Below are 24,941 nucleotides of genomic sequence, written 5' to 3'. Positions count from 1 at the left end.
TTATGTAATTTGTTGAAAAATAGGATAGTTAAATTTCGCCTGATCCATAGTTATATTTCTCTAAGAAACGGGTGACGTCTTAATTAAGGCGTCTTTACCGTTTCTTCTTACTGAATTCATGAACAGGATGATGAAGAGATGCAGCGATATTTTGTTACACCGGAGCAGTTTGGTACGGATAACGTTAGAATTGACGGAGAAGATGCAAGGCATATTGCCAAAGTGATGCGCGGTAAGGCTGGGGACAAGCTTATTGTCAGCGATGGCGTCTCCCGTGAAGCGTTAGTGGAGATTGCTCAGATCGAAATAGGAGAAGTGACAGTGAACATCCTGGAAACCCTGGAGATGACGCATGAACCGCGGATAAAAATCACAGTGGCTCAGAGCTTACCCAAGGCTGATAAGATGGAAACTGTCATTCAAAAGTGTACAGAAATTGGAGCCGTTGGTTTTATTCCTTTTCTGTCGGAGCGCACGATTGTACAATACGATGAACGCAAGGAAAGTAAGCGGCTGGACCGCTGGCGTAAAATTTGTAAAGAAGCTGCCGAGCAGGCACACCGGAACATCGTTCCGGCTGTAGGCTCACCGTTATCCTGGAAGCAGCTGCTACAGACTTTTAGTGAGTATGATGCAATTTATTTCTGTTATGAAAAAGAAGAAGGCTTGCAGCTTCGCAGCAGTGTTGCCCCTTGGTTATCCTCGCTTTCACCGCAGGCTGGTGGGAAGGTATTGATTGTGGTAGGTCCTGAAGGGGGCTTTACACCAGAGGAATGCCAAAAGGCAGAAGAAGCTGGTGCAGTTTCCGTAGGACTAGGACGGCGTATTCTGCGCTGTGAGACAGCGGGCATGGTTGCCGCTGCTTGTATTTTATATGAATCTGGAGAAATGGGAGGAGCTTAAGAGATGCCATCCGTAGCATTTTATACTTTAGGTTGTAAAGTGAATTTTTATGACACCGAAGCCATCTGGCAGCTATTCAAAAATGAAGGTTACGAGCAGGTCGATTTCGAGGGACCTGCCGATGTATATCTGATTAATACTTGTACTGTAACTAATACAGGTGACAAAAAAAGCCGTCAAATGATTCGTCGTGCCGTTCGCCGCAATCCGGAGGCTATCGTGGCGGTTACTGGCTGCTATGCACAGACCTCTCCTGGTGAGATTCTTGATATTCCTGGTGTCGATCTTGTTATTGGTAACCAGGACCGCGATCAGATCATGACGCATGTGAAGAACATTGAAGCCTCACGTCAGCCAGTCAACGCTGTTCGTAATATTATGAAGACACGTGAATTCGAAGAGATGGATGTACCTGGCTTTGCGGATCGGACGCGTGCTTTTATGAAGATTCAGGATGGCTGCAACAACTTCTGCACATTCTGCATCATTCCATGGTCACGTGGACTTTCCCGCAGTCGTGATCCCAAAAGCATCGTAACCCAGGCGCATCAATTAGTAGAAGCAGGGTATAAAGAATTTGTTCTCACGGGTATTCATACCGGTGGTTACGGTGATGATCTTGATAATTACCGTCTAGCCGATTTGCTGTGGGATCTAGATAAGGTGGATGGACTGGAGCGGGTACGTATCAGTTCTATCGAAGCCAGCCAGATCGATGAGAAGCTGCTGGAGGTGCTGAACCGTTCCTCTAAAATGTGCCGTCATCTGCATATCCCGCTGCAAGCCGGACATAATGATGTGCTGAAAGCAATGCGCCGTAAATATACGACAGAAGAATATTACGCCAAAATGCAGCTGATCCGTCAGGCGATGCCAGATGTCGGGATTACTACGGATGTTATCGTTGGATTCCCGGGGGAGACCGATGAAATGTTCCGTGCCGGCTACGATTTCATGAAGGCTATTAATTACTCTGAGATGCATGTATTCCCTTACTCCAAGCGGACGGGCACTCCAGCAGCGCGGATGGAGAATCAGATCGACGAAGAAATCAAAAATGTACGCGTGCAGGAACTGATTGATCTTTCAGAAGAAATGCAAATAGCTTATGCTCGTAAATTTGTAGGCCAGACATTAAGTGTTATTCCGGAAAGAGCCGTAAAAGGGGCTCCGGGCCGCAATATCCAGCATGGGTTTAGCGACAACTATTTGCAGGTGTTCTTCGATGGTGAAGATTCACTCCAAGGAGAACTTTGTCAGGTGAAGATAACGGAAGCTGGCGTGAACGAATGCCGCGGCGAGTTGATCGGGGTTAGTCAGACTGGGCTTCAGCAGGCTGTTCGTTAAGCAATAAATATCCGTTAAATAGATATTAGTAAAAAGAAAACAGAGCAGTCATTTTCCCGTTAATGGGGAAGGGCTGCTCTGTTTTTTAGTTGCTGCTGCCTAGACCACCAATTCATAACAATCTCCTGATGCTTTCGGACCCAGATGGCGTTATTTGCAATTTTTTTGCCTTTTATGCTTAGTTTCGGACCCCAGTGCAGCTATTCCTCAGAAAGTGGTTCATAATAGGTGTTTTTCATGACAATAGCGACAATGGTGTCCGTTAGTGTTCCAAAAGTGGGATAAAGCTGTGAATAAGGTCAACTGGGTCCGATAGCGACTTCATACGCGTAGAAGTGGATCAAAAAAACATCCGTAGGATCATGATTGAAACAATCCCCGCCAGTACAGTGCCTAGCAAGCTCCGGGTTTTTATCGCAACCAAAAAAGTAGGCAATGCCGCAAAAAGCTCAATGTTATTAGCTAAAGACGAAAATTTTCCATCATTCAAAAATATCTCCTGACCTATTAATGCCGCCATAACAGAGATAGGAACATAATTTAACCAGCGCATTCCCCATTCTGGCAATTCAAACCGGCTAAGGATCATAAGCGGAACCACCCTGGGAATAAAGGTCACAAAAGCTGCTCCTAGAATGATCAGAAATACATCCCATCTCACTTCCATTTTTCAAACACCATCCCTATCGTTGACGCAATAACTGTAGCGATAATCACTCCAACATTACTGGAGAATAGGAAAGAGCTTCCTACTGCTATGATTACGGCAAGGATTGCGACAACCAAATCTAGTTTGATTTTATTACGGTCAATCATGGAAATTACAAGAATGCCAATAAACATCGCAGGTAAGGCAAACTGCAAACCGAATTGATCAGGGTCTGAGATCCACTGGGCTAAAAAAGCTCCCGCTACATTCGCAAGAAACCAATTTAAATATGCTGTGAGATTTAGACCGTGCATCCATTTTTCACTGATTTGCTGCTTATTCAAAGCTTGATTGATGGCAACTCCAAAGGTCTCATCAGTCAATAAAGAACCAACCAGCATATTTCTCAGTGGGGAAAGATGGCGGAAATAAGGAGAAAGAGCTGCACTAAGCAAAATATGGCGAAGATTCACGATAAATATCGTAATGATAATGGCCGCAGGCGAGCTGCTAACGGCTATCATTCCAGCAGCTATAAACTGAGCGGAGCCCGCGTAAAGAATCAAGCTGATTAAGGCAATCTCAGCAATGCTGAGTCCGGCTGTCTTTTGAACAACGCCTGCTGCAAGTCCGATGCTTAAGTAGCCTAGTAGTGTGGGAATACAATCTTTTACCCCTTTAAGGAAGCTATCTTCCTGTTTAGGAGACGGGATTGCTTCTAGTTGGACGTTCTCTGCACTCATCGTAGCCCCCTTGTTTCAAGAAAGAATTTAGTAGTTAGCATATTACTTCCTAATATTTTGATCAACCTTTACCGTATTATCTAGTCTGAAAGTCCCGAATTTCGCTTTATAGAGCCAGGGGGTAAACACTTAGGGTACAATTGTCGATATAAGTAAAAGAGTGTGGGGATAAACCACCGAACGACATTATAGCCTAAGGGAGAGAACAAATGACTGTGTACAGGAAAATGACGAAAATGCTCCTCATCATGATATTGTTAGCTACTGCGGTTTTTCCGGTAAGTGTCTTTGCAGCGACCGGCGATATCAACTCGATTGAATTCGAAAGCTCAGCTAAAGTAGAGCTTACGGTTGGACAAACGCCAAAGCAACTTAAGGTATATGCGAATGTGGAAGGGTCCTCATCTAAAAGAGATGTGACAGGTGCAGTGGTATGGAATTCTTCTAACACAAACGCTGTAAAGGTAGTAAATGGCCTGCTGACTCCGATAGACAGTGGAAAAGCTATTATTACAGCGACTTATAATCATGCACTTGCTACCATTGAAGTTGAGGTAGCACATCCTGTTAAAGAACTGAAGCTCGAATATAGTTCTGAAGGGAACTACAAATTGGGTGATGATGAGGATAAACTGCTGGTCAAAGCCAATGCGATTGGTGGAGAAACAGCGACTTCTGCTAAGGATGTAACGGCTGATACTACTTGGAGCAGCTCCAACACAAGCGTATTGACCATTGCAGAAGGTAAGATCACTTTGGCTGGTGAAGGTACAGCAACGATCACTGCCAAATACAAGACCTTAACAGCAACCTTTAAGGCTGTAGTGAAATTGCCTTATTCTGAAATTGAGCTTAAACATGACGACAAAATCGTTAAAGAACTAGAGATGCTAGTTGGAGATGCACCTTTGAAATTGGTTGCAGAGACTAAAGAAACTACAAAATCCAGCGCAAATGATATTTCAGCGAAAGCGGAATGGTCCTCTTCTAGTGCTAGTGTAGCTACAGTAGACAAAGGCGAGATCAAAGTGTTGTCTGCTGGTAAAGCTGTAATTACAGTATCCTATCTGGGGATTACACAAACTGTAGACGTATATGTACGTGCTCCTTATGAAGCGCTACTACTTACTCCTACAGGAGATCAATTCCTGTTTATGGGTGAAACCCTGAACGTTAAGGCTGAGGTTCGCGATGCTGCGAATTCTACTCCGAATATTTCAGGCAGCGCAGTATGGACTTCGGATAACCAATTGGCGGCAACCGTTACGCCTGGTAGCGATACCGCGGCAGTGACTGCTAAAGCAGTGGGAACTTCGGTTATTAAAGCAGAGTACAGAGGAATTAATAAAAGCTTTAAGCTGACAGTTTATCCTACGATTACAGAACTGGAAGCCGACAAGACGGAACTGGAGCTTTACACAGATGACACCGTAAGCCTTCCAAAAGTAAACGGTACAAAGCTTGACGGAACAAAGCTAGATCTTAGCAGTGATATCGAGTGGACCTCTGCGGATGATGAGATTGCCACCATTAAAGACGGTAAAATTGTAGCTGAATCGGCAGGTATTGTGAAGGTTATCGGTAAAATAAAATCAGAAAACCCAACGACTTCAAAAACAGCTGTAAGAGAAAAAAGTGTTGAAGTAAAGGTTACAGTGAAAGATAAAGTCCTTGTCTTGCTTGGACCAGAAGAAAATCTGGTGATTGTTACTGGTGAAGAGAAGGCTGTTCCTGAAGTGAAAGCTGTGATGGAAAACGGCAGTGAACTTGATGCTACTGGAACTATGGAATGGGAGCTTACCGGTACGAATGCAATTATCAAGACAACAACTTCCGGTAAGGTAATCAAAGGACTGGTGAAGGGTTCTGCTACTTTAAAGGGAACTTACGCCAATAAAACCATCAGTATCCCAGTTACCATTGAACAAAAGGTTACTAAGCTTGTTGTAGAACCTACTGCTATCGAAATGAACATTAAAGGCTCTAAAGCGATAAAGGTAACGGCTTATTATTCTAATGGTAAAACGGGGAATGTCTCCAGCAGTATGAATTGGCAGTCCTCGAATGAGGCGGTTGCTACGGTTAAAGCTACATCCGTTAAAGCAGTAACAGAAGGTACTGCTACGCTGACAGGATCTTACCAAGGGATTGCTGCTAGTGTCAAAATTACTGTAGTTCCTAAACTGACAAAGCTAACCGTTAATGAAAGCAGACTGAAAATGGCTCCGGGAGCCGTTCAGAATGTAGTCGTGACTGCACAGTATGATACTGGTAAGACTGCTGTTGTTACTGGAAGTGCGGTATGGACCAGCTCCAAGCCTTCTGTAGCGAGAGTATCTGCTAGCGGTCAGATTGTAGCTGTGAGTAAAGGAACGACATCCATTAAAGGAAAGCTAGGCGGCAAGACAGTTACGGTATCAGTGACAGTGACAGTGAAGTAATAGAAAATAGGATCTGAATAATCAACTATGAATCTGCAAAGCCAACATTATGTTGCTTTGCAGATTTTTTTATTTGGATTCTATAGTAATTCCGACTATTCCGATGTATAATCACATAAAACATAATAGATGCGTTGGGGGAGATGAGAACATGGCAAAACAAAAGGTGTTGTCGATCAAGACGATTGTAGCGATTGGTATTGGTTCTGCTTTATTCGTTATATTGGGGAGATTCGGCTCGATTCCTTCGGGTATTCCAAACACTAACATCGAGACTACATACGCATTACTGGCATTGTTCTCCCTATTGTACGGTCCGTTTGCCGGATTATTTATAGGCCTGATCGGGCATACCCTGAAGGATACGATATCTTATGGATCGCCATGGTTCAGTTGGGTCATATCATCTGGCATTGTAGGGCTGGTTATTGGCTTGTTAGTAGCTAGAATCGCTATTCATGACGGGGAATTCGGACGAAAGGAAATAATACGCTTTAATCTGGCTCAGATTGCAGCGAATGCTGTAGCATGGTTCCTTGTAGCCCCGGTGTTGGATATTCTGATCTATGCAGAACCCGTAAATAAAGTATTTACGCAAGGACTGACCGCAGGTGCATTAAATATAGCTTCGGTGGCAGTGATCGGATCTTTACTAGCCATTGCGTATGCTAAGACAAGAACAAAACAGGGCAGCTTAACTAGAGAAGCTTGAGTGGAATACAAATCCAAGCTAAAAAAGCCGGTGGAAATCACCGGCTTTTTTCTCTTCACATTAACCCAGAGGAAGGTCTCGGATGAAAAAAGTAATGATTGAATTTAAGGATTTCAGCTTTCAATATCGGGCGCAGCAGGAACCCACACTGCAGGGGATCAACTTAACGATTATTGAAGGGGAAAAGGTGCTTATCGTGGGGCCTTCAGGTTCTGGGAAAAGTACACTTGCTCATTGTATTAATGGTCTCATTCCTTTTGCTTACAGTGGGGAAATATCAGGTTCATTACGGATTATGGGCCAGGAGCAGAAGGATCTGAGTATTGCAGAGCTGTCCAATCAGCTGGGTACCGTATTGCAGGACCCGGATGGACAATTTGTAGGATTAACGGTTGGTGAGGATATCGCCTTCAGTCTAGAGAACCATGTGGTTCAGCAGACAGAAATGAAGAGTAAAGTGGCGGCTGCCGCAAGAGCGGTGGATATCCATGAATTTCTGGCTTCTTCTCCTCAGGAGTTATCGGGTGGACAAAAGCAAAAAACGACCTTGGCAGGTGTTCTGGTAGGTGATGTGGACATCCTGCTCTTTGATGAACCGCTGGCAAGCTTAGATCCTTATACCGGTATAAAAGCGATTGAGCTTATTGATCGAGTGCATAAAGAGACAGGTAAAACCGTTATTATGATCGAGCATCGTCTTGAAGAGGTGCTGCATCGGGCAGTGGATCGTATTATTGTGATCCATGAAGGACGTATTGTGTCGGATATGCCGGCTGCAGAACTGTTGAGCACAACCCTACTTTCAGAAGTTGGCATTCGGGAACCTCTCTATTTAACGGCTTTAAAGTATGCCGGATGTTCGATTACAGCAAATATGAATCCGCAGCATGTGAACGATATAGAGTTGGAGGCGTGTTCTAATAAACTAAAGATCTGGTATGAGTGCAATCAGTCACGCCAGGATAAGCTGGATAGCCCACCCATCCTTGAGCTTAGCGATATTTCTTTTGGATACGAAAAAAATCAGCAGGTGCTAGATAAGCTCAATCTCTGTGTTCATAAAGGAGAGATGGTCTGTATAGCGGGGCGAAATGGAGCTGGAAAATCTACAGTTTCCAAGCTTATTTGTGGCTTCTATAAACCTACTTCCGGATCGATACGGATGCATGGGCGCGATATTGCTCAGGACACGATTAAGGAGCGGGCAGAGCGGATCGGTTTTGTCATGCAAAATCCCAACCATATGATTTCTAAGACACTTTTATATGACGAGGTCGCTCTAGGACTTAGACTCCGAGGTTGCTCTGAGGAGCTAGTTCGTGAACGTGTCCATCAACTCTTGAAGGTGTGCGGACTTTATGTTTTTCGCAGCTGGCCTATCTCGGCGCTTAGTTATGGCCAGAAGAAACGGGTCACGATTGCCGCCATTCTGGTACTGGAGCCGGAAGTGATCATTTTGGATGAGCCGACTGCTGCTCAGGATTACAGGCATTATAACGAAATGATGGAATTTCTCTTGATGCTGCGGGGGCAGGGGATGACGGTCATTATGATCACGCATGATATGCACTTGATGCTGGAATATGCCGATAGAGCTATAGTGTTAGCTGATGGCGTGAAGCTTGCGGATGATAGCCCTGAGCGAATATTAACGAATACTGATGTGGTAAAAAAAGCGAACTTGAAAGAAACCTCGCTTTTTGCCCTAGCTGTAAAAGCTGAACTGAAACAACCTGAGGAGTTCGTTAGAAGGTTCATTGCGTATGATAGGAGGAGCCGAGGCGGATGAAGGCCAAAATGTTAACATTTACGAAGCAGGATTCACCTATTCACCGTCTTACCGGCGCTACTAAGTTGATTTTATTTGTAGTGTGGTCTGTGACGGGGATGATTACATATGATACAAGATGTCTAATTGTGATGCTGTTATTTAGTTTGCTTGCCTTTAGAATTTCCAAAGTCCAATTTCAGGATTATGCTTTCGTATTATATTTCATCTTGATTTTCTTTTTGCTTAATCATATAGCTATCTTTATCTTTTCTCCTTTGGAGGGCGTACGTGTTTACGGTACACGTCATGATATTATGCACATTGCAGGCCGGTATACGGTAACTTGGGAGCAGCTATTTTATCAATTCAATATTGCCCTCAAATATGCAGTGGTCATTCCAATGGCACTATTGTTTCTTCTAACGACCCATCCCAGTGAATTTGCAGCATCCTTAAACAGAGTTGGAGTGAACTATAAAATTGCATATTCTGTATCGCTGGCTCTGCGGTACATTCCGGATATTCAACGAGATTATGAGAATATATCGTTTTCTGCTCAAGCAAGGGGAATAGATCTTTCCAGAAAAGAAAAGCTGCCTAAGCGGCTAAAAAATATCATTTCGATTCTGATGCCCCTAATTTTGACTAGTATCGAGCGAATTGAAAATATCAGTACCGCTATGGAGCTGCGCGGCTTTGGCACTGAGACAAAACGAACTTGGTATAGCAGTCGCCCGTTCACGAGAGACGATTATTTTGCATTGGCTTTGTTTGCGCTGATTGGAATTTTCTCGACGGTGATCACTTTTTACGACGGTTCGCGGTTTTATAATATTTTCGATTGAAGTATAATAGTACAGTTGTGGAAAGCTGGGGTATAAAAAAACGGTACCTTTAAGCTAAGACTGAAGACGTTTTTCCAGTTTTGTCCATATAGGCAGGTAACATAATGGCAGTGCTAGAAGTGAGCAGACTACGTTGAAAATGGTCTGGGCGTGGGCGATTTGTGAAGCAGGGCCTCCACCAATCCATGCTGCACTTGCTTGTAGCAGCCCGATCATGGGCAAGAATAGTAGTGCACCGCCTACATTAAGCGCAACATGGGACCAAGCGACGAAGACGCCGGATGGCGTGCCGCCGATGGAAGCGATGACCGCTGTGACACAGGTGCCTACGTTGGCGCCTAGCACTATGGCTATACCTAGCTCAGGCGGCATGGCACCCGAGGCGGCAATGCTCATAGCCATAGCTATGACAGCAGCGCTGCTATGGAGCAGGGCTGTTAGGCACGCTCCAGCGGCGAGCCCCCATAGGGCACTTGTAGCGGCATGGTTTAGGAACCAGAGGAATAAGCCACTTTCCTGAAGTATTCCGCCGATAGACTGCATGACAGCGATCCCCCATAGGACGAGGGCGAAGCCTGATATAGCCAGACTGATAAATTGCAGTGGCGGGGATATTTTGTGGCAGAGCTCTGCCACTCGCGATGTAGGCGGCAGTTCGCCTGCAATAACTGCCGCTGCCCACAGACTGAGCGAGGCTGCCAGCAAGGGGGTGGCCATGGTATTGATCTGAAGTCCGATCAATTCTGTAGTTAATGTGGTGCCGATGTTGCTGCCCAAGATAATGCCAAGTGTGCGGGCATAGGTGAGCAGGCCGGCATTGACCATGCCGATAGTCAACACCGTTACAGCAGTACTGCTCTGGAGTAAGGCAGACAACAGGCTGCTGGCAATCATTCCTTTAATAGGTGTTGAGGTAGCTCTATTTAGACTTGTAGTTAATAGAGGGCCTGCTAGCTTGGACAACGCCGTTTCCATCAGCTTCATGCCGGCTAGAAAGATAACAAGACCATATATGATAGGGAACAGCAAATCACTGAACATAGGGCATACTCCTTTGGACGAGGGTTGTACACCAATATATGAATGTATTGCATGGGACATGTATAAAAACATTTTTAGAAAAACAGGGAGTTGAAGTCATTGCCATCGGTTATTTTAGAACGCAATCGCAAAAAAAGACTGGAACAGGGCCATCCATGGGTCTATGCAGGTGAAGTCGCATCGGTAGAAGGAAATCCGGAAGCGGGGGGATTAGTAGATGTCCTTAATCATCAGGGCCGATTTTTGGCCGTGGGATATTACAATCCAGCGTCACAGATTCGGGTAAGAATTGTATCACAGGGACCCCTTGCGATCATGGATACAGCCTTTTTTGCAGAACGTTTTGCGAATTGTCTGCAACACAGAAATCGGTTCCTTCCGGGTGCGGATGCTTATCGCTTGGTTTATGGTGAAGCGGACTTTTTGCCGGGGCTTATTGTAGATCGATTCGGAGATATTTTGGTTGTGCAGCTGCTTACGCTCGGAATGAACAAGCGGCGTGCAGAAATCGTCGAAGCATTGGTGCAGGTTATGGCACCGCGCGGAATCTATGAGCGCAGTGATGTTAGTGTGCGCGAGCTTGAAGGTATGGAGCAGACAACGGGTTTGCTGTATGGGGAGTGTCCACGGCATGTAACTGTGAGTGAGAATGGCCTGAAGCTGGTCGTTGATATTGAAGAAGGCCAGAAGACTGGCTACTTCTTTGACCAACGTGAGAATAGAGCTTCCATTGCTCCGCTCATGAAAGGCTGGGGAGGACGAAGCGGCATTACGCTGCAGGAAATCGAAACTGAGGAGGGTTCGCTACAGACCTTGCCAGTTAATAAGAGCGGTAAACATGTAACGTTCCCTTATTGGGACGGTGCGACAGTGCTGGAATGCTTCTCACATACGGGCAGCTTCACGCTGCATGCCTGCAAGTATGGCGCGAAAAAAGTAACCTGCCTCGATGTTTCAGCGCATGCCATTGAGAGTGCCAAAGTGAATGTGGAGCTGAACGGCTTTAGCGATCGTGTTGAATTCGTAGTGGATGATGCTTTTGCATATCTACGGAATCAGGTTAAAGGACTAGAGGAACGTTCTGAACGGGCGACAGTTGCAAGTGGAACAGAGACGGCAGCAGCTGCTACAAATCCTAAATCCGGAGGCAAAACAGCCAAAACCGACACATCCAAGCCGATGACGGCAGGTGGAGGAAGAACTTGGGATGTAGTCATCCTGGACCCTCCGGCGTTTGCCAAAACCAAAAGTGCAGTAGCTGGCGCTTGCCGTGGTTACAAGGATATCAATCTGCACGGCATGAAGCTGGTGAACGAAGGCGGCTATTTGGTTACCGCAAGCTGTTCTTACCATATGCAGCCAGATCTGTTCCTCGAAACGATTGCCGATGCAGCTAAAGATGCTGGCAAGGTGTTGAGACTTGTGGAATGGCGGGCCGCAGGCAAAGACCACCCACAAATACTTGGCGTTAACGAAGGACACTATCTGAAGTTTGCGATTTTTGAAGTGCGGAGTAAAAAATAAGCCTGAAGGTCAAAAAGGTTTACAGTGCCAAGTAACAAATAGGATAAAAGGGCTGGACGTAGGGTGGCCGTGAGTCGACTGTAAGGCAAGTAGTTGCCAACGGACTCAGATGACTCTATTTAGCGTAAACAGCCTATTATTGAATTCTTACGGACCCCAAAGGCGCTATTGCTCTTAAAACACCCGTAATGCAACACATTTTCGAAGAATAGCGTCAATGGGGTCCGAAAAGTTGCCAAAACAGCACTGAATCCACGAATAACGGCTCCTGGGTCCGTAAGTAATTAATGAAACAAGCCTAGCCGAAAATGTGCAATTTGAACGCTGAATGCCGAATGCCGAACGCTGGATGCTGGATGCTGGACGCTGGACGCTGAATGCCGAACGCTGGATGCTGAACGCTGAACACCGAACAGTCTAACATTGACCCTATGCTCCGACATTGGCAGCTCTAATCTAACGTTGCACATCTGGCATTAAAAACAAACTAAACACTCTAAAAAGCAAGCCGCCAAAATCCGGAGGTTTGCTTTTTTTTATTTGTACTCGTAGCTGTTATCCTTTGTAAAACATTAGAAAATACTAGCAAACACATGTTCCGATTAGTGTGGTTATGATATACTGAAGGGACGAGGAATCACTGAACTTTTTTAATTGGAGTGTAATCAATAGGTGGATATTTCACCTTGTAATTTATATATTTTCTCCGCTACGGAAGGAGTCTATCATTTATGTCGGTAACCTTTTTACTAGGCCGCTCGGGCAGTGGCAAGACAACAAAAATATGGGAATCTATCTCTTCTTCCTTAGAGAAGGAACCGCTTGGTGCGCCGATTATTATTCTTGTGCCAGAGCAAGGTTCTTTTGGAGCAGAACGGGGGCTTTTGACCGTAGGGAATGTGAAGGGAAGCCTTCGGGCGCAGACACTGAGTTTTTCGCGGCTTGCCTATCGTGTGAAGCAGGAAACTGGTGGCAGTGCAAGTCTGCCAATCAGTGATGAAGGTAAGAAAATGTTAATTTACAAAATCATCAGTCGTCGCAAAGAGGAACTGAAATTGTTCGGTGCCTCAGCAGACAGACCGGGTTTTGTGGAACGTCTGAACCAACTGCACACGGAGATGAAGCGTTGCTGTTTGGGTTCCACTGATTTAGAAGAGCAGTTGTCCGTTATGCGAGGAGCTATTGCAAGAAGTCCTATTCTTGAGGGTAAGCTGGATGATTTGCAGCTGGTATTCAGCGATTTAGAGAAGGAAATGTCACGTCTCTATATCGATAAAGAGGATCGTTTAGCAGAACTGGCTGAGCATATTCCTGATTCCTCCTATATTCGCGGGGCGGAGATTTGGGTAGATGGATTCCATGGATTTACTCCGCAGGAATTCGTAGTGCTTCGAGAATTGATGCAGCAAGCTTCGAAGCTGACCGTTTCGCTTACAATTGATCGTCCTTACCCATATGGAGATCAGTTGAATGAGCTTGAATTGTTTCACCCCACTGCGGTTACTTACATTAAACTGCGTGGAATAGCTGAAGAGCTGGGCATTGATGTGTGGGACGAGCTGCTGGAGCCAACGGTTCTTCCGCGTTTTGAAGAAAGTCCAGTACTTGCTCACCTTGAACGGGGATATGATCGCCGGAAGGCCTGGATAGGTGCGGATGAACTGGCAAGAGAGGCTATATCCATAGGCGCCGCAGTTTCGCACAGAGCAGAGGTTGAGGGAGCACTGCGCGAAATGACTAGACTGGCGCGTGATGAAGGTGCAAAATATGGCGAAATGGCTGTATTGATGCGCAATATTGGCGATTACGAGCAGCTGATCCAACCGTTGTTCCAAGATTACGGAGTGCCATTTTTTCTGGACCAGAAGGTAAATGAGCTGCATCATCCGCTAGTGGAATTTATACGTTCCGCGCTGGATGTAGTGCGTCGTCGCTGGCGTTACGAGGATGTATTCCGTTGCGTAAAGACGGAGCTTTTGCTTCCGCTAGACGGTAGTATTACACGTGAGGATATGGATGCTTTAGAAAACTATGTGCTGGCTTGTGGGATTCAAGGGTATCGCTGGACGGATGGCCGCTCATGGAAAGGTATTCCTAGCTTGTCGCTGGAAGGCGGCAGACAGATGGATGATGAACTGCTTGCTACTATGGAACGATGCCGTGCTAGTATAACAGGTCCATTATTTGCTTTTGAGAAACGAATCCAGAAAAGCCGAAGCGGCCTTGAACTATGTACGGCAATGTACAAGCTGCTTGAAGAGACGGATGTTGCACAAAAGCTGGAGAAACTCAGTGTTAAGTCTATGGAGAAGGGCCAACCCGAGAAGGCTAGGGAACATAGCCAGTTGTGGGGTGCGGTACTTGATCTGCTAGATCAGATAGTAGAAATGATGGGCAATGAAAGACTTGAGTTTGAAGTGTTCACCGGAGTTCTAGAGACAGGACTTGCTGAGCTTAAAATGGGACTAGTTCCGCCCGCACTGGATCAAGTATTGGTCGGCAATATGGATCGGACTCGCCCAACAGGGGTTAAATACGCTTTTTTGCTTGGATTTAATGAAGGTGTTGTGCCTGCGCAGTTTAAGGAAGATGGAATTCTCTCGGAAGGTGAACGCTCCGTACTAGAGAATGCTGGAATGGAGCTTGCTCCCGGCGCTTCTCGTAAACTGCTGGACGAGCGGTTTCTGATCTATAATGCGCTAACGACAGGAAGTCGAAAGCTCTGGATTAGCTACGCTACAGCGGATGATGAGGGCAAAGCTCTCCTTCCCTCTGAGGTTATCCGGCATTTGCATAGAATGTTCCCAAGGGTTCAAGAGCATAGTTTGTCAGCACTTCCCCCTGCGGGACTACCGGCAGAAGTCGGAAATCCCATTCATCTCGGTTTCATTGGTCAACCAGAACAGAGTCTTCGCGCATTGATTATGCAGCTGCGGCAGTGGCGCCAGGGGACAGAAATTCCGGAGCTATGGTGGGATGTGTATAACTGGTTTACTAAGAACGAAAATCGTAAATTTCAACTGGAACGTTTGCTAAGCTCACTGTTCTATCGTAATGAGGGAACGAAGCTAAAGCGTGGCACAAGCCTCAGATTGTATGGTGGCTCAACACTGCGGGGCAGTGTGTCCCGGATGGAGAAATTTGTTGCGTGCTCATTTTCCCATTTTGCGTCCTACGGACTAAGACTGAAGGAGCGTCAGCTATATAAGCTGCAAGCACCTGATATTGGACAGCTGTTCCATGCTGCGTTAAGTGATATGGCGATAAGACTGAAACAAGAGGGACGGGGCTGGGGCAGCTTGTCTCCGGATGAATGTCGGCGTGAGGCCAGTGAGACAGTAGAGCGGCTATCTCCGATGTTGCAGGGTGAAATCCTAATGAGCTCCAAACGTTACGGGTACATCTCCCGTAAACTTAAGAATATTGTTGGACGTGCTTCTGTGATTCTGGGCGAGCACGCCCGCCGGGGCAGCTTTGAGCCAGTAGGGCTGGAGCTGGACTTTGGACCGGATAAGGAGTTGCCGCCTTTAAGGATTACGCTGCCAAATGGCTGCGTGATGGAGGTTGTTGGCCGGATTGACCGTGTAGATATGGCCCGTGGAGAGAACGGAATTCTTCTGCGGGTAATTGATTATAAATCGAGCCAAAAGGATCTCAAGCTGCATGAGGTGTATTATGGATTATCGCTGCAAATGCTGACTTATTTGGATGTGCTGCTAACATATTCGGAGCAATGGCTGGGGCAGCCGGCACTTCCAGCCGGCACACTTTATTTCCATGTGCATGATCCGTTGTTGACCTCATCCAATGGGATGAACAAGGAACAGGCTGAGCAAGAGCTGTTGAAACGCTTCAAGATGAAAGGACTACTTACAGCAGATCGTGAGGTTGTCTCCCTGATGGATACCACTTTAGACAAAGGGTATTCTTCTATCGTGCCTGTAGCAGTAAAAGCTGACGGCAGCTTTTATAGCAGTGCTTCAGTAGCTACACCAGAGCAGTGGGGTCATCTATTATCCTCCGTTAGAGGGACAATTTCGGATATCGGGACACGGATTACAGAAGGTGATGTGGCGATTGAGCCGTACCGAATTGGGCAGGAGACCGCCTGCACATTCTGTTCCTTTAGACCTGTCTGCCAGTTCGATGAAGCTGTGGAAGGCAACAGCTATAACAATCTGGGTAAGCCAGGGAAGGACGTTATATGGGATCTGCTGTCCCGCAAAGGAGGAACTACACCTTGAGTATGAAGGCTGAAATAGAAGCGAAACCGGAAGGAAGTATATGGAGTGATGACCAGTGGCGCGCCATTGCGGAGAGCGGTGATGACATCCTCGTTGCTGCGGCAGCAGGTTCCGGTAAGACGGCGGTGCTGGTAGAACGGATTATTCGAAAAATCAGTAAGGAAGAGAACGGCTTCAGTGTAGACAGGCTATTAGTAGCTACGTTTACCAAAGCTGCGGCTGCCGAAATGCGGCAGCGGATCAGGGAAGCCCTTGATCGGGAGCTGGAGGAGAATGGGGAGAAAGACCATTTGCGCCGTCAGCTATCCCTGCTGGGCAAAGCTTCGATTACAACGTTACACTCCTTCTGTCTGGAAGTGATCCGGCGTTATTATCAAATGATTCCGATTGATCCGGGTTTCCGCATATTAAATGAGCATGAAGCGGAGATGATGCGGCAGGAGCTGCTCGAAGAGTTGCTGGAGGAAAAGTACGGTGAAGCAGGTGCGGATGGCGAGGATAGTATATTTGTGCAGCTCGCTGATTGGTTCAGTGGTGAACGCAGTGATGATGCAGTGCATGCGCTCATACAGCGATTGCATGATTATGCCCGCAGCCATCCTTGGCCTGCGCAATGGCTCCGTGATACTGCAGCTGATTTCTCATTGCCAGACACCGAAAGTCTGGGTGGAACGCCATGGGTGCTGAGCATTCTTGAAGAAGCGAAGCTGACACTTGCGGGCGCAGCCAGTCAGCTGATTCAAGGCCGGGAGATTGCACTGCAGCCGGGCGGTCCGGCACCCTATGCTGAGAATTTAACCGCTGATCTTGAGATGGTAAATGCACTGCAGGATGCCGTAAACGAACGACCTTGGGCAGAATTATATGATATTTTCATGGAAGTATATTTTGGGAAATTAAAGGCTTGTAAGAAGGATTCGACAGATCCTGGACTGCAGGAGATGGTGAAGGAACTGCGCGACAGTGTGAAGAAGAGTATTTTAGATCTTCAGAAAGCATTGTTTGGCCGTCCGCCTGAGGTTTTTTTGAAAGAGCTGAACGAAGCGGCTCCACTGATGGCAGAGCTTGCAGAGACAGTGATAGCATTCGGTGAACGTTATAGAATTGAAAAAGCAGGAAGAGGTCTAGTCGACTTCAGTGATTTGGAGCATTATTGTCTGCAAATTCTACGCCATCCGGACTCTACGCCCGGTCATTCCCTGCCTTCTGATGCAGCTATGGAATACCGCGCTCAATTCGATGAGGTTCTGCTGGATGAGTATCAGGATACGAATAGTGTGCAAGAGGAGATTGTGCGGCTAATATCCCGTGAAACACCCGGTAACCGGTTTATGGTCGGAGATATGAAGCAAAGTATCTATCGATTCCGTCTGGCGGAGCCGGGGCTATTCCTGGATAAATACCGCAGCTTTGGCTCACACCCAATCGATGATCTATCTGAAATTACTAATGAATCATCTAGCGGTTCGGTCATCGATCTGGCCCGTAATTTTCGCAGTCGCATGGAGGTTGTAAATGCCGTGAATATGATCTTCCGGCAGATTATGAATGAGACGGTAGCGGAGATTAATTATGATGAACGCGCTGAGCTTGTTTACGGAGCGAATTTCCCAGGTGCAGCAGAGAAGGGTCCTGATACCTTTTTTGCACCGGAGTTATTATTGATTGATCGTGGTTCGGCAGCAGGGAAGTCAGAAGAGACCTCTGAAGACGGTGAGGCGCCACTTCAGGAGAGTGAAGCCATTGAGAGCGAGACGGCGCAGCTGGAAGCGCGGGCAATTGCCCGGCGTATTTCACAAATGACGGGGATGACCGGTGGATCGCCACTGCTTATCTACGATAAAGGACTCAAGATTATGCGTCCGGTTATTTACGGTGATATCGTGATCCTGCTTCGCTCGGCAAGAATCTGGACCCCTCTAATCATCGAAGAGCTTCGGATGGAAGGAATCCCTGCTTATGGTGATCTGAATAAAGGTTATTTTGAAGCTACAGAAGTGGAAATTGCACTTTCCCTCTTAAAAATAGTTGATAATCCTCAGCAGGACATTCCGCTGGCTGGCGTACTTCGTTCACCTGTGGTCGGATTAACGGAAGAAGAATTGGCTACGGTGCGTATGTGTAGTCAGGGTCCTTTTTTTCAAGCAGTACAGATGGCGGTGGATATGCAAGATGCAAAAGAGGCTGAAGAAGAGTATGACCTCTTCTCGGCTCATGTGATTGAATCCGCAAGCACCGTCGAAAATAATGTTTTACCTGATAAAGATCTGCCGCAGATCAGTCCAGAACTGAAGCGCAAGCTTAGACATTTCCTAGAACAGCTGGAAAGCTGGAGAAATGCGGCTAGACAAGGTAGTCTCAGTGAGCTGATCTGGCGTATCTATGGGGAGAGCGGCTATCTGGAATGGGTTGGAGGACTGCCTGGAGGCTCGCAGCGCCAGAACAATCTTAAAGCTTTGTATGATCGGGCTGTGCAATTTGAGAATGACACCGCAGCACGCGGATTGTTCCGTTTTCTGGTGTTCATTTCACGGCTTCGTGAGAATGGCGGAGATCTGGGTGTAGCTGGCGGTGGCGGTGAAGAAGGCAATGGCGTCAGAATCATGACCATCCATAAATCCAAAGGTCTGGAGTTCCCTGTTGTTTTTGTAGCCGGGATGGCAAAACAGTTCAATCGACAAGATTTGCATTCGCCATTTCTTATGCACAAAGAGCTTGGCTTTGGGCCACGTTTTGTGGAACGGGAAACGCGAGTTAGTTACCCAACACTTCCTTATCTGGCTATTAACCGGCGTACACGGCTTGAGTTATTAGCTGAGGAAATGCGTGTATTATATGTGGCGTTAACTCGTCCGAGAGATAAAATGATTCTAGTGGGCACCGTAAGAGATTTGCCACGCAAAATCGCTAGCTGGAGCAGCGTACAGAACCGGGATGAGCTGCTGCTTGCAGACCATCTGCTGGCCCGAGGGCGCAGCTATTTGGATTGGGTTGGACCGGCATTGATCCGGCACCCTGCTGCGGCGATTCTTCGTAAGCTGGGCGGTTCAGAAGGTACCGTCTCCACGGTGCTGCACAACGATGTGTCCAACTGGAGCATCAGTGTGCAAAATGCTTCCGAACTTAATTCTGGGGCGTTCCTGCCAACGGATCAGACTGAAGATAAGGTAGAGGAACGGCAAGCTGTACTCGAAGCACTGCATAAGGGTGAATCTGTAAATATATATGAAACAGAGACTAGCGATGAAATTGCTAGAAGACTGGAATGGAATTATCCGTATGCGGCAGCCTCAGGTATTCCGGCTAAAACTTCTGTTACGGAGTTAAAAGCGTTGTTGTCATTACAGGAGCAGCCCTCTTTTGATCTGCTGGAAGAAGGCAATTCTACAACCTCAATAGAAAACGATAAACGTCCAAGTGTTGCAGGTGCGGACAGTCTTCATTTGCGGCGTCCGAAATTTATGGAAAAACGCAGTCTGACCCCAGCGGAACGCGGGACAGCATACCATACAGTCATGCAGCATATTCCGCTGGAGGGTTCAGTTGATCCTATGGTTGTGGAAGAAACCTTAGCCCGGCTTCAGAGAGTGGCTATTCTAACTGCTGAGCAGGTGGAGGCTGTAGCTCCCGATCAGATAGAAGCTTTTTATAATAATGAACTTGGACGTAGATTAATAGCTTCTTCTTGGAAGCTTAGAGAAATGCCATTCAGTTATATGGTTCCCGCAGGTGAGGCTTATCGAGGGCTCGATTATATGAATGAAGCCGTCTCGGAGCTTACCCCTGAGAACAATAAGGAAGGCTTTAGTGAGGCTGTGCTAATTCAAGGGGTCATTGACTGCCTGTTCCGAGAAGAGGACCGGATTATTCTGCTAGACTATAAGACGGACTCTGTATTAGAACATCAGGGCGGCCTAGAAGCACTTAAGGAAAAATATCGTTTTCAGCTAGAGTTATACAGCAAGGCATTACATGATATTTTGGGAGAACCGATCAGCGAGATTTGGCTGTACTTTTTTGACGGCGATCATGCTGTGAAATTATAAATTATTCATTGCCGCATAGGAGCGGGGAAAGAGGACGAAGATGCGGATATTGCATACGGGGGATTGGCACTTGGGCCGTACGCTGGAGGGAAGAAGCCGCCAGAAGGAGCAAGAGCAGTTCATAGATGAATTGGTGGAGATCGCTGATTTTCATAAGGTGGATTTGATTATGATGGCGGGAGATGTGTACGATTCCGTTAATCCACCAGCGGCTTCGGAGCAATTATTCTATGAGGCTGCTGCCAGGCTATCTTCAGGGGGCAGGCCCCTTGTGGTGATTGCCGGCAATCATGACCAACCGGAGCGCGTATCTTCAGTCTCCCCGCTTGTATTAAGGCAGGGGATTACCTTGGTAGGACTTCCAACCTCAGAGCCAGTGACAGTTCATGCTGCGCGCACGGGTGAGATTGCCAAAATCGCAGCCCTTCCCTATCCCTCAGAGGCACGTCTTGGTGAGCTGCTTGCTGGGGACAGCGGGGAAGAGGAGCTTCGACTGGCTTACAGCGCACGGGTAGGCAAACTCATGCAGCTGTTGGGAAGGGAATTTACCCGACAAACCGTAAATTTGGCGATGAGCCATATTTATGTGCTGGGTGGTGTAGAGAGTGATTCGGAACGCCCGATTCAAGTGGGCGGGGCTTACACTGTAGATCCTTCTGCTTTATCCTGTGGAGCGCAATATACTGCCCTAGGCCATCTTCATCGCGCTCAGCGTGTTAAAGGGGAAGGGATGATCCGTTATAGCGGATCCCCGTTGGCATATAGCTTTTCTGAAGCAGGACAAGCCAAGTCGGTGACGCTGATTGATGTTGCGCCGGGCGGTGAGCCGACCTTCGAAGAAATCTATCTTCGCTGTGGGCGCCCACTTGTAAGATGGAGCTCTACGGGTGGATTGCAAGAGGTATATAACTGGTTGGATGAAGGTAGAGATGCTTCTGCTTTTATAGATTTGGAGATTCGGCTCAGTGAAGCTATGTCGATGAATGATATTCAGCGCCTGCGTAAATCACGTGAGGGGATCATTCATATTCGTCCGATTTATCCGCAAATGGAGCTGGAGCTTGAACAGACTTCCCGTTCACGTATGCCTGTACAGGAATTGTTCCGTAAATTCTATCAGCGCCAGACGGGCGGGGCGGAGCCGGAGGATCGTTTGATTGAGCTGTTCTTACAGCTAACCGAAGAAGAACGGCAGCAGCCGGAGGAAGGAGAGGAGAACTAAGGTGAAGCCTATTTTATTAAAAGTAGCAGGATTGCAGAGTTATAGAGAAATGCAGGAAATAGATTTTGAAAGTCTGTGTGAGACTGGGCTGTTTGGGATTTTTGGACCTACGGGCAGCGGCAAGTCCAGTTTGCTGGATGCTATTACTTTGGCGATGTACGGGAAAGTAGAGCGCGCCGTTAACGGGACACAGGGGATTATGAATCACTCTGAGGATTCACTCAGCGTGGCGTTTACCTTTGAGCTCACTTCTTCCGCTGGGGTACATCGTTATCGTGTTGAACGTAAGTTCAAGCGGACTGGTGAGCAAACAGTCAGCAACACCATTAGCCGTTTCATTGAAGTCACACCTGACGGGGATAACGTTATGGCGGATAAACTCGCAGATGTTACACGTTGTGTGGAAGAGCATATTGGACTCAAAATGGATGACTTCACGCGAGCAGTTGTATTGCCGCAGGGGAAATTCGCCGAATTCTTATCGCTTCGGGGCGTAGACCGCCGACAAATGCTGCAGCGCCTGTTCCATTTGGAACAGTATGGCGATCAGCTTGCGTTGAAGCTTAGCCGGCGGGTGAAGGAGAATGAGGCTGCGCTCCGCGCGCTCGAAGCGGAGCAGCAGGGGCTTGGCAGCGCAGGCAAAGAGGATGTAGAGGCAGCGGCAGAGCGCCTCGAACAAGCAGCCCAACATGCTGCGGAATGCCGCCGCAAGCTGGAGGCGGCGCTGCAGGTCGCGGAGCGTTTCACGCGCATTCGCGAGCTGCAAGAGGAACGGACCCGCCGCGAATTGCAGCGGCAGGGACTGCTTTCCAAGGAGGAGGAGATTCTCCTCCTTGAACGGAAGCTCGGCCAAGCTGATGAGGCCGAGGCTAGGCTTCCCGCGCTGAAAGCATGGCGAAGCGCGGAAGAAGCCTTCAAGAGCCGATTGACCCGCGCGGAGGGTCAAGAGGTGCTGGCCGCCGCTGCCGAGCAGGAGGCGGCGCGTGCCGCTGCGGCCGCGGCTGCTGCGCAGGCCGCGCTTGCGGCGGAAGAGCCGGCCCTCCGGCAGGGGGCCGACACCTACCGCCGCGCGCTCGAGCTCGAGTCCGAGCTCGGCGCCCTGCGGCGCGAACTCGCGGCTCTGCGCGAGCGCCGCGAAGAGGCCTCCCGCAAGCTAGCGGAGCTGCGGGAGGGCATGGCCCGGGAGCGTGAGCTTTTGGCCAAGGGCCAAAAGCGCCAGCAAGAGCTGCAGCAGAGCTTGCAGCCGCTCGGTGTCCGCTCCCAGGAGCGGCAGTCTCTGCAAGAAGCGATGCAGAGACTGCAAGGGCTGCACTCCGCCGAATCCCAGTGGGATAAGGCGGAAAAGGAGCGCCGCGAGCGTGCCGCTGCACTCGCGGCTGCGCAGGCGCGACTCGCGGAGGCCGAGGGCCGTCGCGAGCAGCAGGAAGCTTCTCGCGGGCAGCTGATCCGCGAGGCGGCGCTGCATCAAGAGAAGCTGCTGGCGACAGAAGAAGCTGCGCGCACCGCAGCAGAAAGCCTGGAGCAACATATCAGTTCTTTGGAAGCAGCCCTCAAGGGGCATGAGTTGCACAGACTGTCGCTTGGATTGGCTATAGAATTGGAAGCAGGACAACCTTGCCCTGTATGTGGCAGCGAACACCACCCGGCCCCTGCTGTATTGCAGGATAACCTAGAGCAACAGGAACTGGAGTCAAAGCTTCAACAGGCTCGGGTGTTGTCTAGACGTGCTTTGGAAGCACGCCATATGTTCCGTGGTTTAAGGGAGCAGGACCTGGTTTGGCTGGAGCAGGTGTTTGGTGATGGAGCTTTTGATACGGTAAATCATCCTGCAGCTGCAGGTTCAGAAGTCAGTACTACAGAGGTTTCCTCTACCGATATGTCCATCCCAGATGAAAAAGCTTTGGCAGAACTTGATGCTGCATTTTTAGCATTAAAAAGCCAGTCTGGAGAACTGCGTCGTACAGCGATACAGTGGCAGCAATCGATGCAGGAAGTTCAGCAGCTATGCCTCAAAGAAGCAGCAGGTGCCGAAGGTGAGCGAAGCTGGGTAGAAGGTCTTACCGCCAAAGCCAAGGAACTGAGTGGCCAACTAACCGCTTTGCGGCAGAACTGGGTACAGCAGTTCCCTGATTTGGCACCGGAAGAGGTAGAAAAAGCTTATCGTGAGCTGTTAGCCAAGGATGCTCAAGCTGAGGAAATTAGATCCCGACTGGAAATCAGTGTCAAGTTTCTGGATGAGAAAAGCGCTTCGGTACAGAATCTTCAGGAAACCATCACCGGACTCGATAAAGAGCTTACTCAGTGGAATACACAGATGGAAGGCAAAGAAGAATTGCAGCGTGAAAAAGAACGGCGTCTTCTAGAGTGGACTAATGGCCGCGCTGCTGCCCCACTTCTAGCAGAGTGTGAGCGTCGTCTGCAGGAATTGTTAGCAGCTGTGGAGACCAGCCAACGATTACATCTCACGGCAGCGGAAAAAGCGCAGCATGAGATCAAGGAGGCAGCGATTACCCGCCAGGCTGCAGAATCTGCTCGAGAGCATTATGTGACTTCAAGCCATCTGTGGGAGCAAAGCTTAACCTCTTCACCGTTTAGTTCGGCCGCTGAGGTTGAAGGAGCAGCTCTCGCACCTGAAGAGCGGGAAATTTCATCTTCTCGGGTACGTGCCCATCGTGCTGAAGAAGCTGAAGTCTCATTGCAGCTGCGCAATATTGAAGAGAAGCTTGATGGAGCCAGCTTAAGTGAAGAGGAATGGCAAGTTAGCCAGGAGAGCTTAAGCGCGTGTAAGTCAGAGGATGAAATGTCTCTGCAAGCAAGAGCGCGTGCAGAGCGAGATCTAGAGGATCTGCGGCATCGGCATATTCGCTGGATGGAGCTTGAAGCCCAGCGGCTAGAACATGCTTCCCTACAGGATCATTTGTCCAAATTGCAGACGGTTTTACGTGGAAATGCTTTTGTTGAGTATATTGCGGAGGAACAATTGATGCAGGTGTGCCAGTCTGCTTCTCAGCGGCTTCATTTCCTGAGCAAACAGCGTTATGCGCTGGAGGTTGATTCGGGCGGTGGCTTTGTAATCCGTGATGATGGAAACGGTGGTGTAAGAAGACCGGTCTCCACGCTTTCCGGCGGAGAGACGTTCTTAACTTCCTTGTCACTTGCACTTGCTCTTTCGGCACAGATTCAGCTGCGGGGGCAGTATCCATTGCAATTTTTCTTTTTGGACGAAGGTTTTGGTACGCTGGATCCGGAATTGCTCGATACGGTAATTACCTCACTGGAAAGACTGCATAACGACCAACTGTCTGTCGGCATTATCAGCCATGTTCCAGAGCTTCGGGCACGACTGCCACGCAAGCTGGTAGTAGTACCTGCTGAACAGGGTGGAGGGGGATCTCGGATCCTTTTGGAAAAAATGTGAAGATCTACAATGTGTGTGATTCTTATCACAGATAC

General features: G+C 48.0%; 14 protein-coding genes. 11 read left to right on the top strand and 3 right to left on the bottom strand.

The window, feature by feature from the left end:
• The first annotated feature begins 138 nt into the window (after nt 1-138).
• Both NSQ50_RS23930 and mtaB read left to right on the top strand, forming a co-directional pair.
• A complete protein-coding gene (locus NSQ50_RS23930; protein ID WP_036683903.1) occupies nt 139-903 on the top strand; it encodes an RsmE family RNA methyltransferase in 765 nt (254 codons plus the stop codon).
• Between the two features lie 3 nt (nt 904-906).
• Entirely contained in the window at nt 907-2,250 is a 1,344-nt protein-coding gene (gene mtaB, locus NSQ50_RS23925; protein WP_036683901.1) for a tRNA (N(6)-L-threonylcarbamoyladenosine(37)-C(2))-methylthiotransferase MtaB, read from the top strand.
• Between the two features lie 340 nt (nt 2,251-2,590).
• On the opposite strand, the gene NSQ50_RS23920 is transcribed toward mtaB, so the two are convergent.
• Together NSQ50_RS23920 and NSQ50_RS23915 are read right to left on the bottom strand one after the other, a co-directional pair.
• Entirely contained in the window at nt 2,591-2,917 is a 327-nt protein-coding gene (locus NSQ50_RS23920) for an AzlD domain-containing protein (protein ID WP_036683900.1), read from the bottom strand.
• Complete coding sequence (locus NSQ50_RS23915; RefSeq protein WP_076222960.1) at nt 2,908-3,642, bottom strand: AzlC family ABC transporter permease; 735 nt, start codon at nt 3,640-3,642, stop codon at nt 2,908-2,910. Before NSQ50_RS23915 ends, NSQ50_RS23920 begins: the two co-directional genes overlap by 10 nt.
• Nucleotides 3,643-3,851: 209 nt before the next feature.
• Between NSQ50_RS23915 and NSQ50_RS23910 the strand changes: the two genes are divergently transcribed.
• The 4 genes from NSQ50_RS23910 to NSQ50_RS23895 all read left to right on the top strand — a co-directional run bounded on the left by NSQ50_RS23910 (nt 3,852) and on the right by NSQ50_RS23895 (nt 9,411).
• Nucleotides 3,852-6,083, top strand: coding sequence for an Ig-like domain-containing protein (locus tag NSQ50_RS23910; protein ID WP_076222958.1), 2,232 nt, complete (start codon nt 3,852-3,854; stop codon nt 6,081-6,083).
• Nucleotides 6,084-6,234: 151 nt separating this feature from the next.
• Nucleotides 6,235-6,795, top strand: coding sequence for an ECF-type riboflavin transporter substrate-binding protein (locus NSQ50_RS23905; RefSeq protein ID WP_036683889.1), 561 nt, complete (start codon nt 6,235-6,237; stop codon nt 6,793-6,795).
• A gap of 82 nt (nt 6,796-6,877) precedes the next feature.
• Nucleotides 6,878-8,584 (top strand): ABC transporter ATP-binding protein, encoded by a 1,707-nt coding sequence (locus tag NSQ50_RS23900; RefSeq protein WP_076222956.1) that lies wholly within the window; start codon nt 6,878-6,880, stop codon nt 8,582-8,584.
• Nucleotides 8,581-9,411, top strand: coding sequence for an energy-coupling factor transporter transmembrane component T family protein (locus NSQ50_RS23895; protein ID WP_076222954.1), 831 nt, complete (start codon nt 8,581-8,583; stop codon nt 9,409-9,411). The genes NSQ50_RS23900 and NSQ50_RS23895 overlap by 4 nt, the downstream gene beginning before the upstream one ends.
• 54 nt (nt 9,412-9,465) lie before the next feature.
• On the opposite strand, the gene NSQ50_RS23890 is transcribed toward NSQ50_RS23895, so the two are convergent.
• Nucleotides 9,466-10,452, bottom strand: coding sequence for a Na/Pi cotransporter family protein (locus NSQ50_RS23890; protein ID WP_076222952.1), 987 nt, complete (start codon nt 10,450-10,452; stop codon nt 9,466-9,468).
• Between the two features lie 99 nt (nt 10,453-10,551).
• Here NSQ50_RS23890 and NSQ50_RS23885 point away from each other — a divergent pair, with 99 nt between their 5' ends.
• The 5 genes from NSQ50_RS23885 to NSQ50_RS23865 all read left to right on the top strand — a co-directional run bounded on the left by NSQ50_RS23885 (nt 10,552) and on the right by NSQ50_RS23865 (nt 24,906).
• A complete protein-coding gene (locus NSQ50_RS23885; RefSeq protein ID WP_076222949.1) occupies nt 10,552-11,976 on the top strand; it encodes a class I SAM-dependent rRNA methyltransferase in 1,425 nt (474 codons plus the stop codon).
• Between the two features lie 731 nt (nt 11,977-12,707).
• Entirely contained in the window at nt 12,708-16,220 is a 3,513-nt protein-coding gene (gene addB, locus NSQ50_RS23880) for a helicase-exonuclease AddAB subunit AddB (RefSeq protein ID WP_076222947.1), read from the top strand.
• Between the two features lie 2 nt (nt 16,221-16,222).
• Nucleotides 16,223-20,266: a helicase-exonuclease AddAB subunit AddA gene (gene addA, locus NSQ50_RS23875; protein ID WP_076222995.1), complete on the top strand. Its 4,044-nt coding sequence runs from the start codon at nt 16,223-16,225 to the stop codon at nt 20,264-20,266.
• A gap of 40 nt (nt 20,267-20,306) precedes the next feature.
• Nucleotides 20,307-21,488 carry an exonuclease SbcCD subunit D gene (locus NSQ50_RS23870; protein WP_340949768.1) on the top strand — a complete coding sequence of 394 codons (1,182 nt, stop codon included), beginning with the start codon at nt 20,307-20,309 and terminating at the stop codon, nt 21,486-21,488.
• A gap of 1 nt (nt 21,489) precedes the next feature.
• The gene (locus NSQ50_RS23865) at nt 21,490-24,906 is read left to right on the top strand and encodes an AAA family ATPase (protein ID WP_076222943.1); all 3,417 of its coding nucleotides are present in this window, start codon (nt 21,490-21,492) and stop codon (nt 24,904-24,906) included.
• Nucleotides 24,907-24,941 lie beyond the last annotated feature (35 nt).

It is taken from the genome of Paenibacillus sp. FSL R10-2788 (genome assembly GCF_038003885.1).
In the GTDB taxonomy this organism is placed as follows: Bacteria; Bacillota; Bacilli; order Paenibacillales; family Paenibacillaceae; genus Paenibacillus_AQ; species Paenibacillus_AQ odorifer.
The sequence above is the reverse complement of the archived record's forward strand: the minus strand, read 5'-3'. Positions and strand labels throughout refer to the sequence as shown.

Excerpts from the sequence above, each read along its gene's own strand:
- NSQ50_RS23930 (WP_036683903.1), top strand. The coding sequence starts at position 139 with ATGCAGCGATATTTTGTTACACCGGAGCAGTTTGGTACGGATAACGTT.
- mtaB (WP_036683901.1), top strand. The coding sequence starts at position 907 with ATGCCATCCGTAGCATTTTATACTTTAGGTTGTAAAGTGAATTTTTAT.
- NSQ50_RS23920 (WP_036683900.1), bottom strand. The coding sequence starts at position 2,917 with ATGGAAGTGAGATGGGATGTATTTCTGATCATTCTAGGAGCAGCTTTT.
- NSQ50_RS23915 (WP_076222960.1), bottom strand. The coding sequence starts at position 3,642 with ATGAGTGCAGAGAACGTCCAACTAGAAGCAATCCCGTCTCCTAAACAG.
- NSQ50_RS23910 (WP_076222958.1), top strand. The coding sequence starts at position 3,852 with ATGACTGTGTACAGGAAAATGACGAAAATGCTCCTCATCATGATATTG.
- NSQ50_RS23905 (WP_036683889.1), top strand. The coding sequence starts at position 6,235 with ATGGCAAAACAAAAGGTGTTGTCGATCAAGACGATTGTAGCGATTGGT.
- NSQ50_RS23900 (WP_076222956.1), top strand. The coding sequence starts at position 6,878 with ATGAAAAAAGTAATGATTGAATTTAAGGATTTCAGCTTTCAATATCGG.
- NSQ50_RS23895 (WP_076222954.1), top strand. The coding sequence starts at position 8,581 with ATGAAGGCCAAAATGTTAACATTTACGAAGCAGGATTCACCTATTCAC.
- NSQ50_RS23890 (WP_076222952.1), bottom strand. The coding sequence starts at position 10,452 with ATGTTCAGTGATTTGCTGTTCCCTATCATATATGGTCTTGTTATCTTT.
- addB (WP_076222947.1), top strand. The coding sequence starts at position 12,708 with ATGTCGGTAACCTTTTTACTAGGCCGCTCGGGCAGTGGCAAGACAACA.
- addA (WP_076222995.1), top strand. The coding sequence starts at position 16,223 with ATGAAGGCTGAAATAGAAGCGAAACCGGAAGGAAGTATATGGAGTGAT.
- NSQ50_RS23870 (WP_340949768.1), top strand. The coding sequence starts at position 20,307 with ATGCGGATATTGCATACGGGGGATTGGCACTTGGGCCGTACGCTGGAG.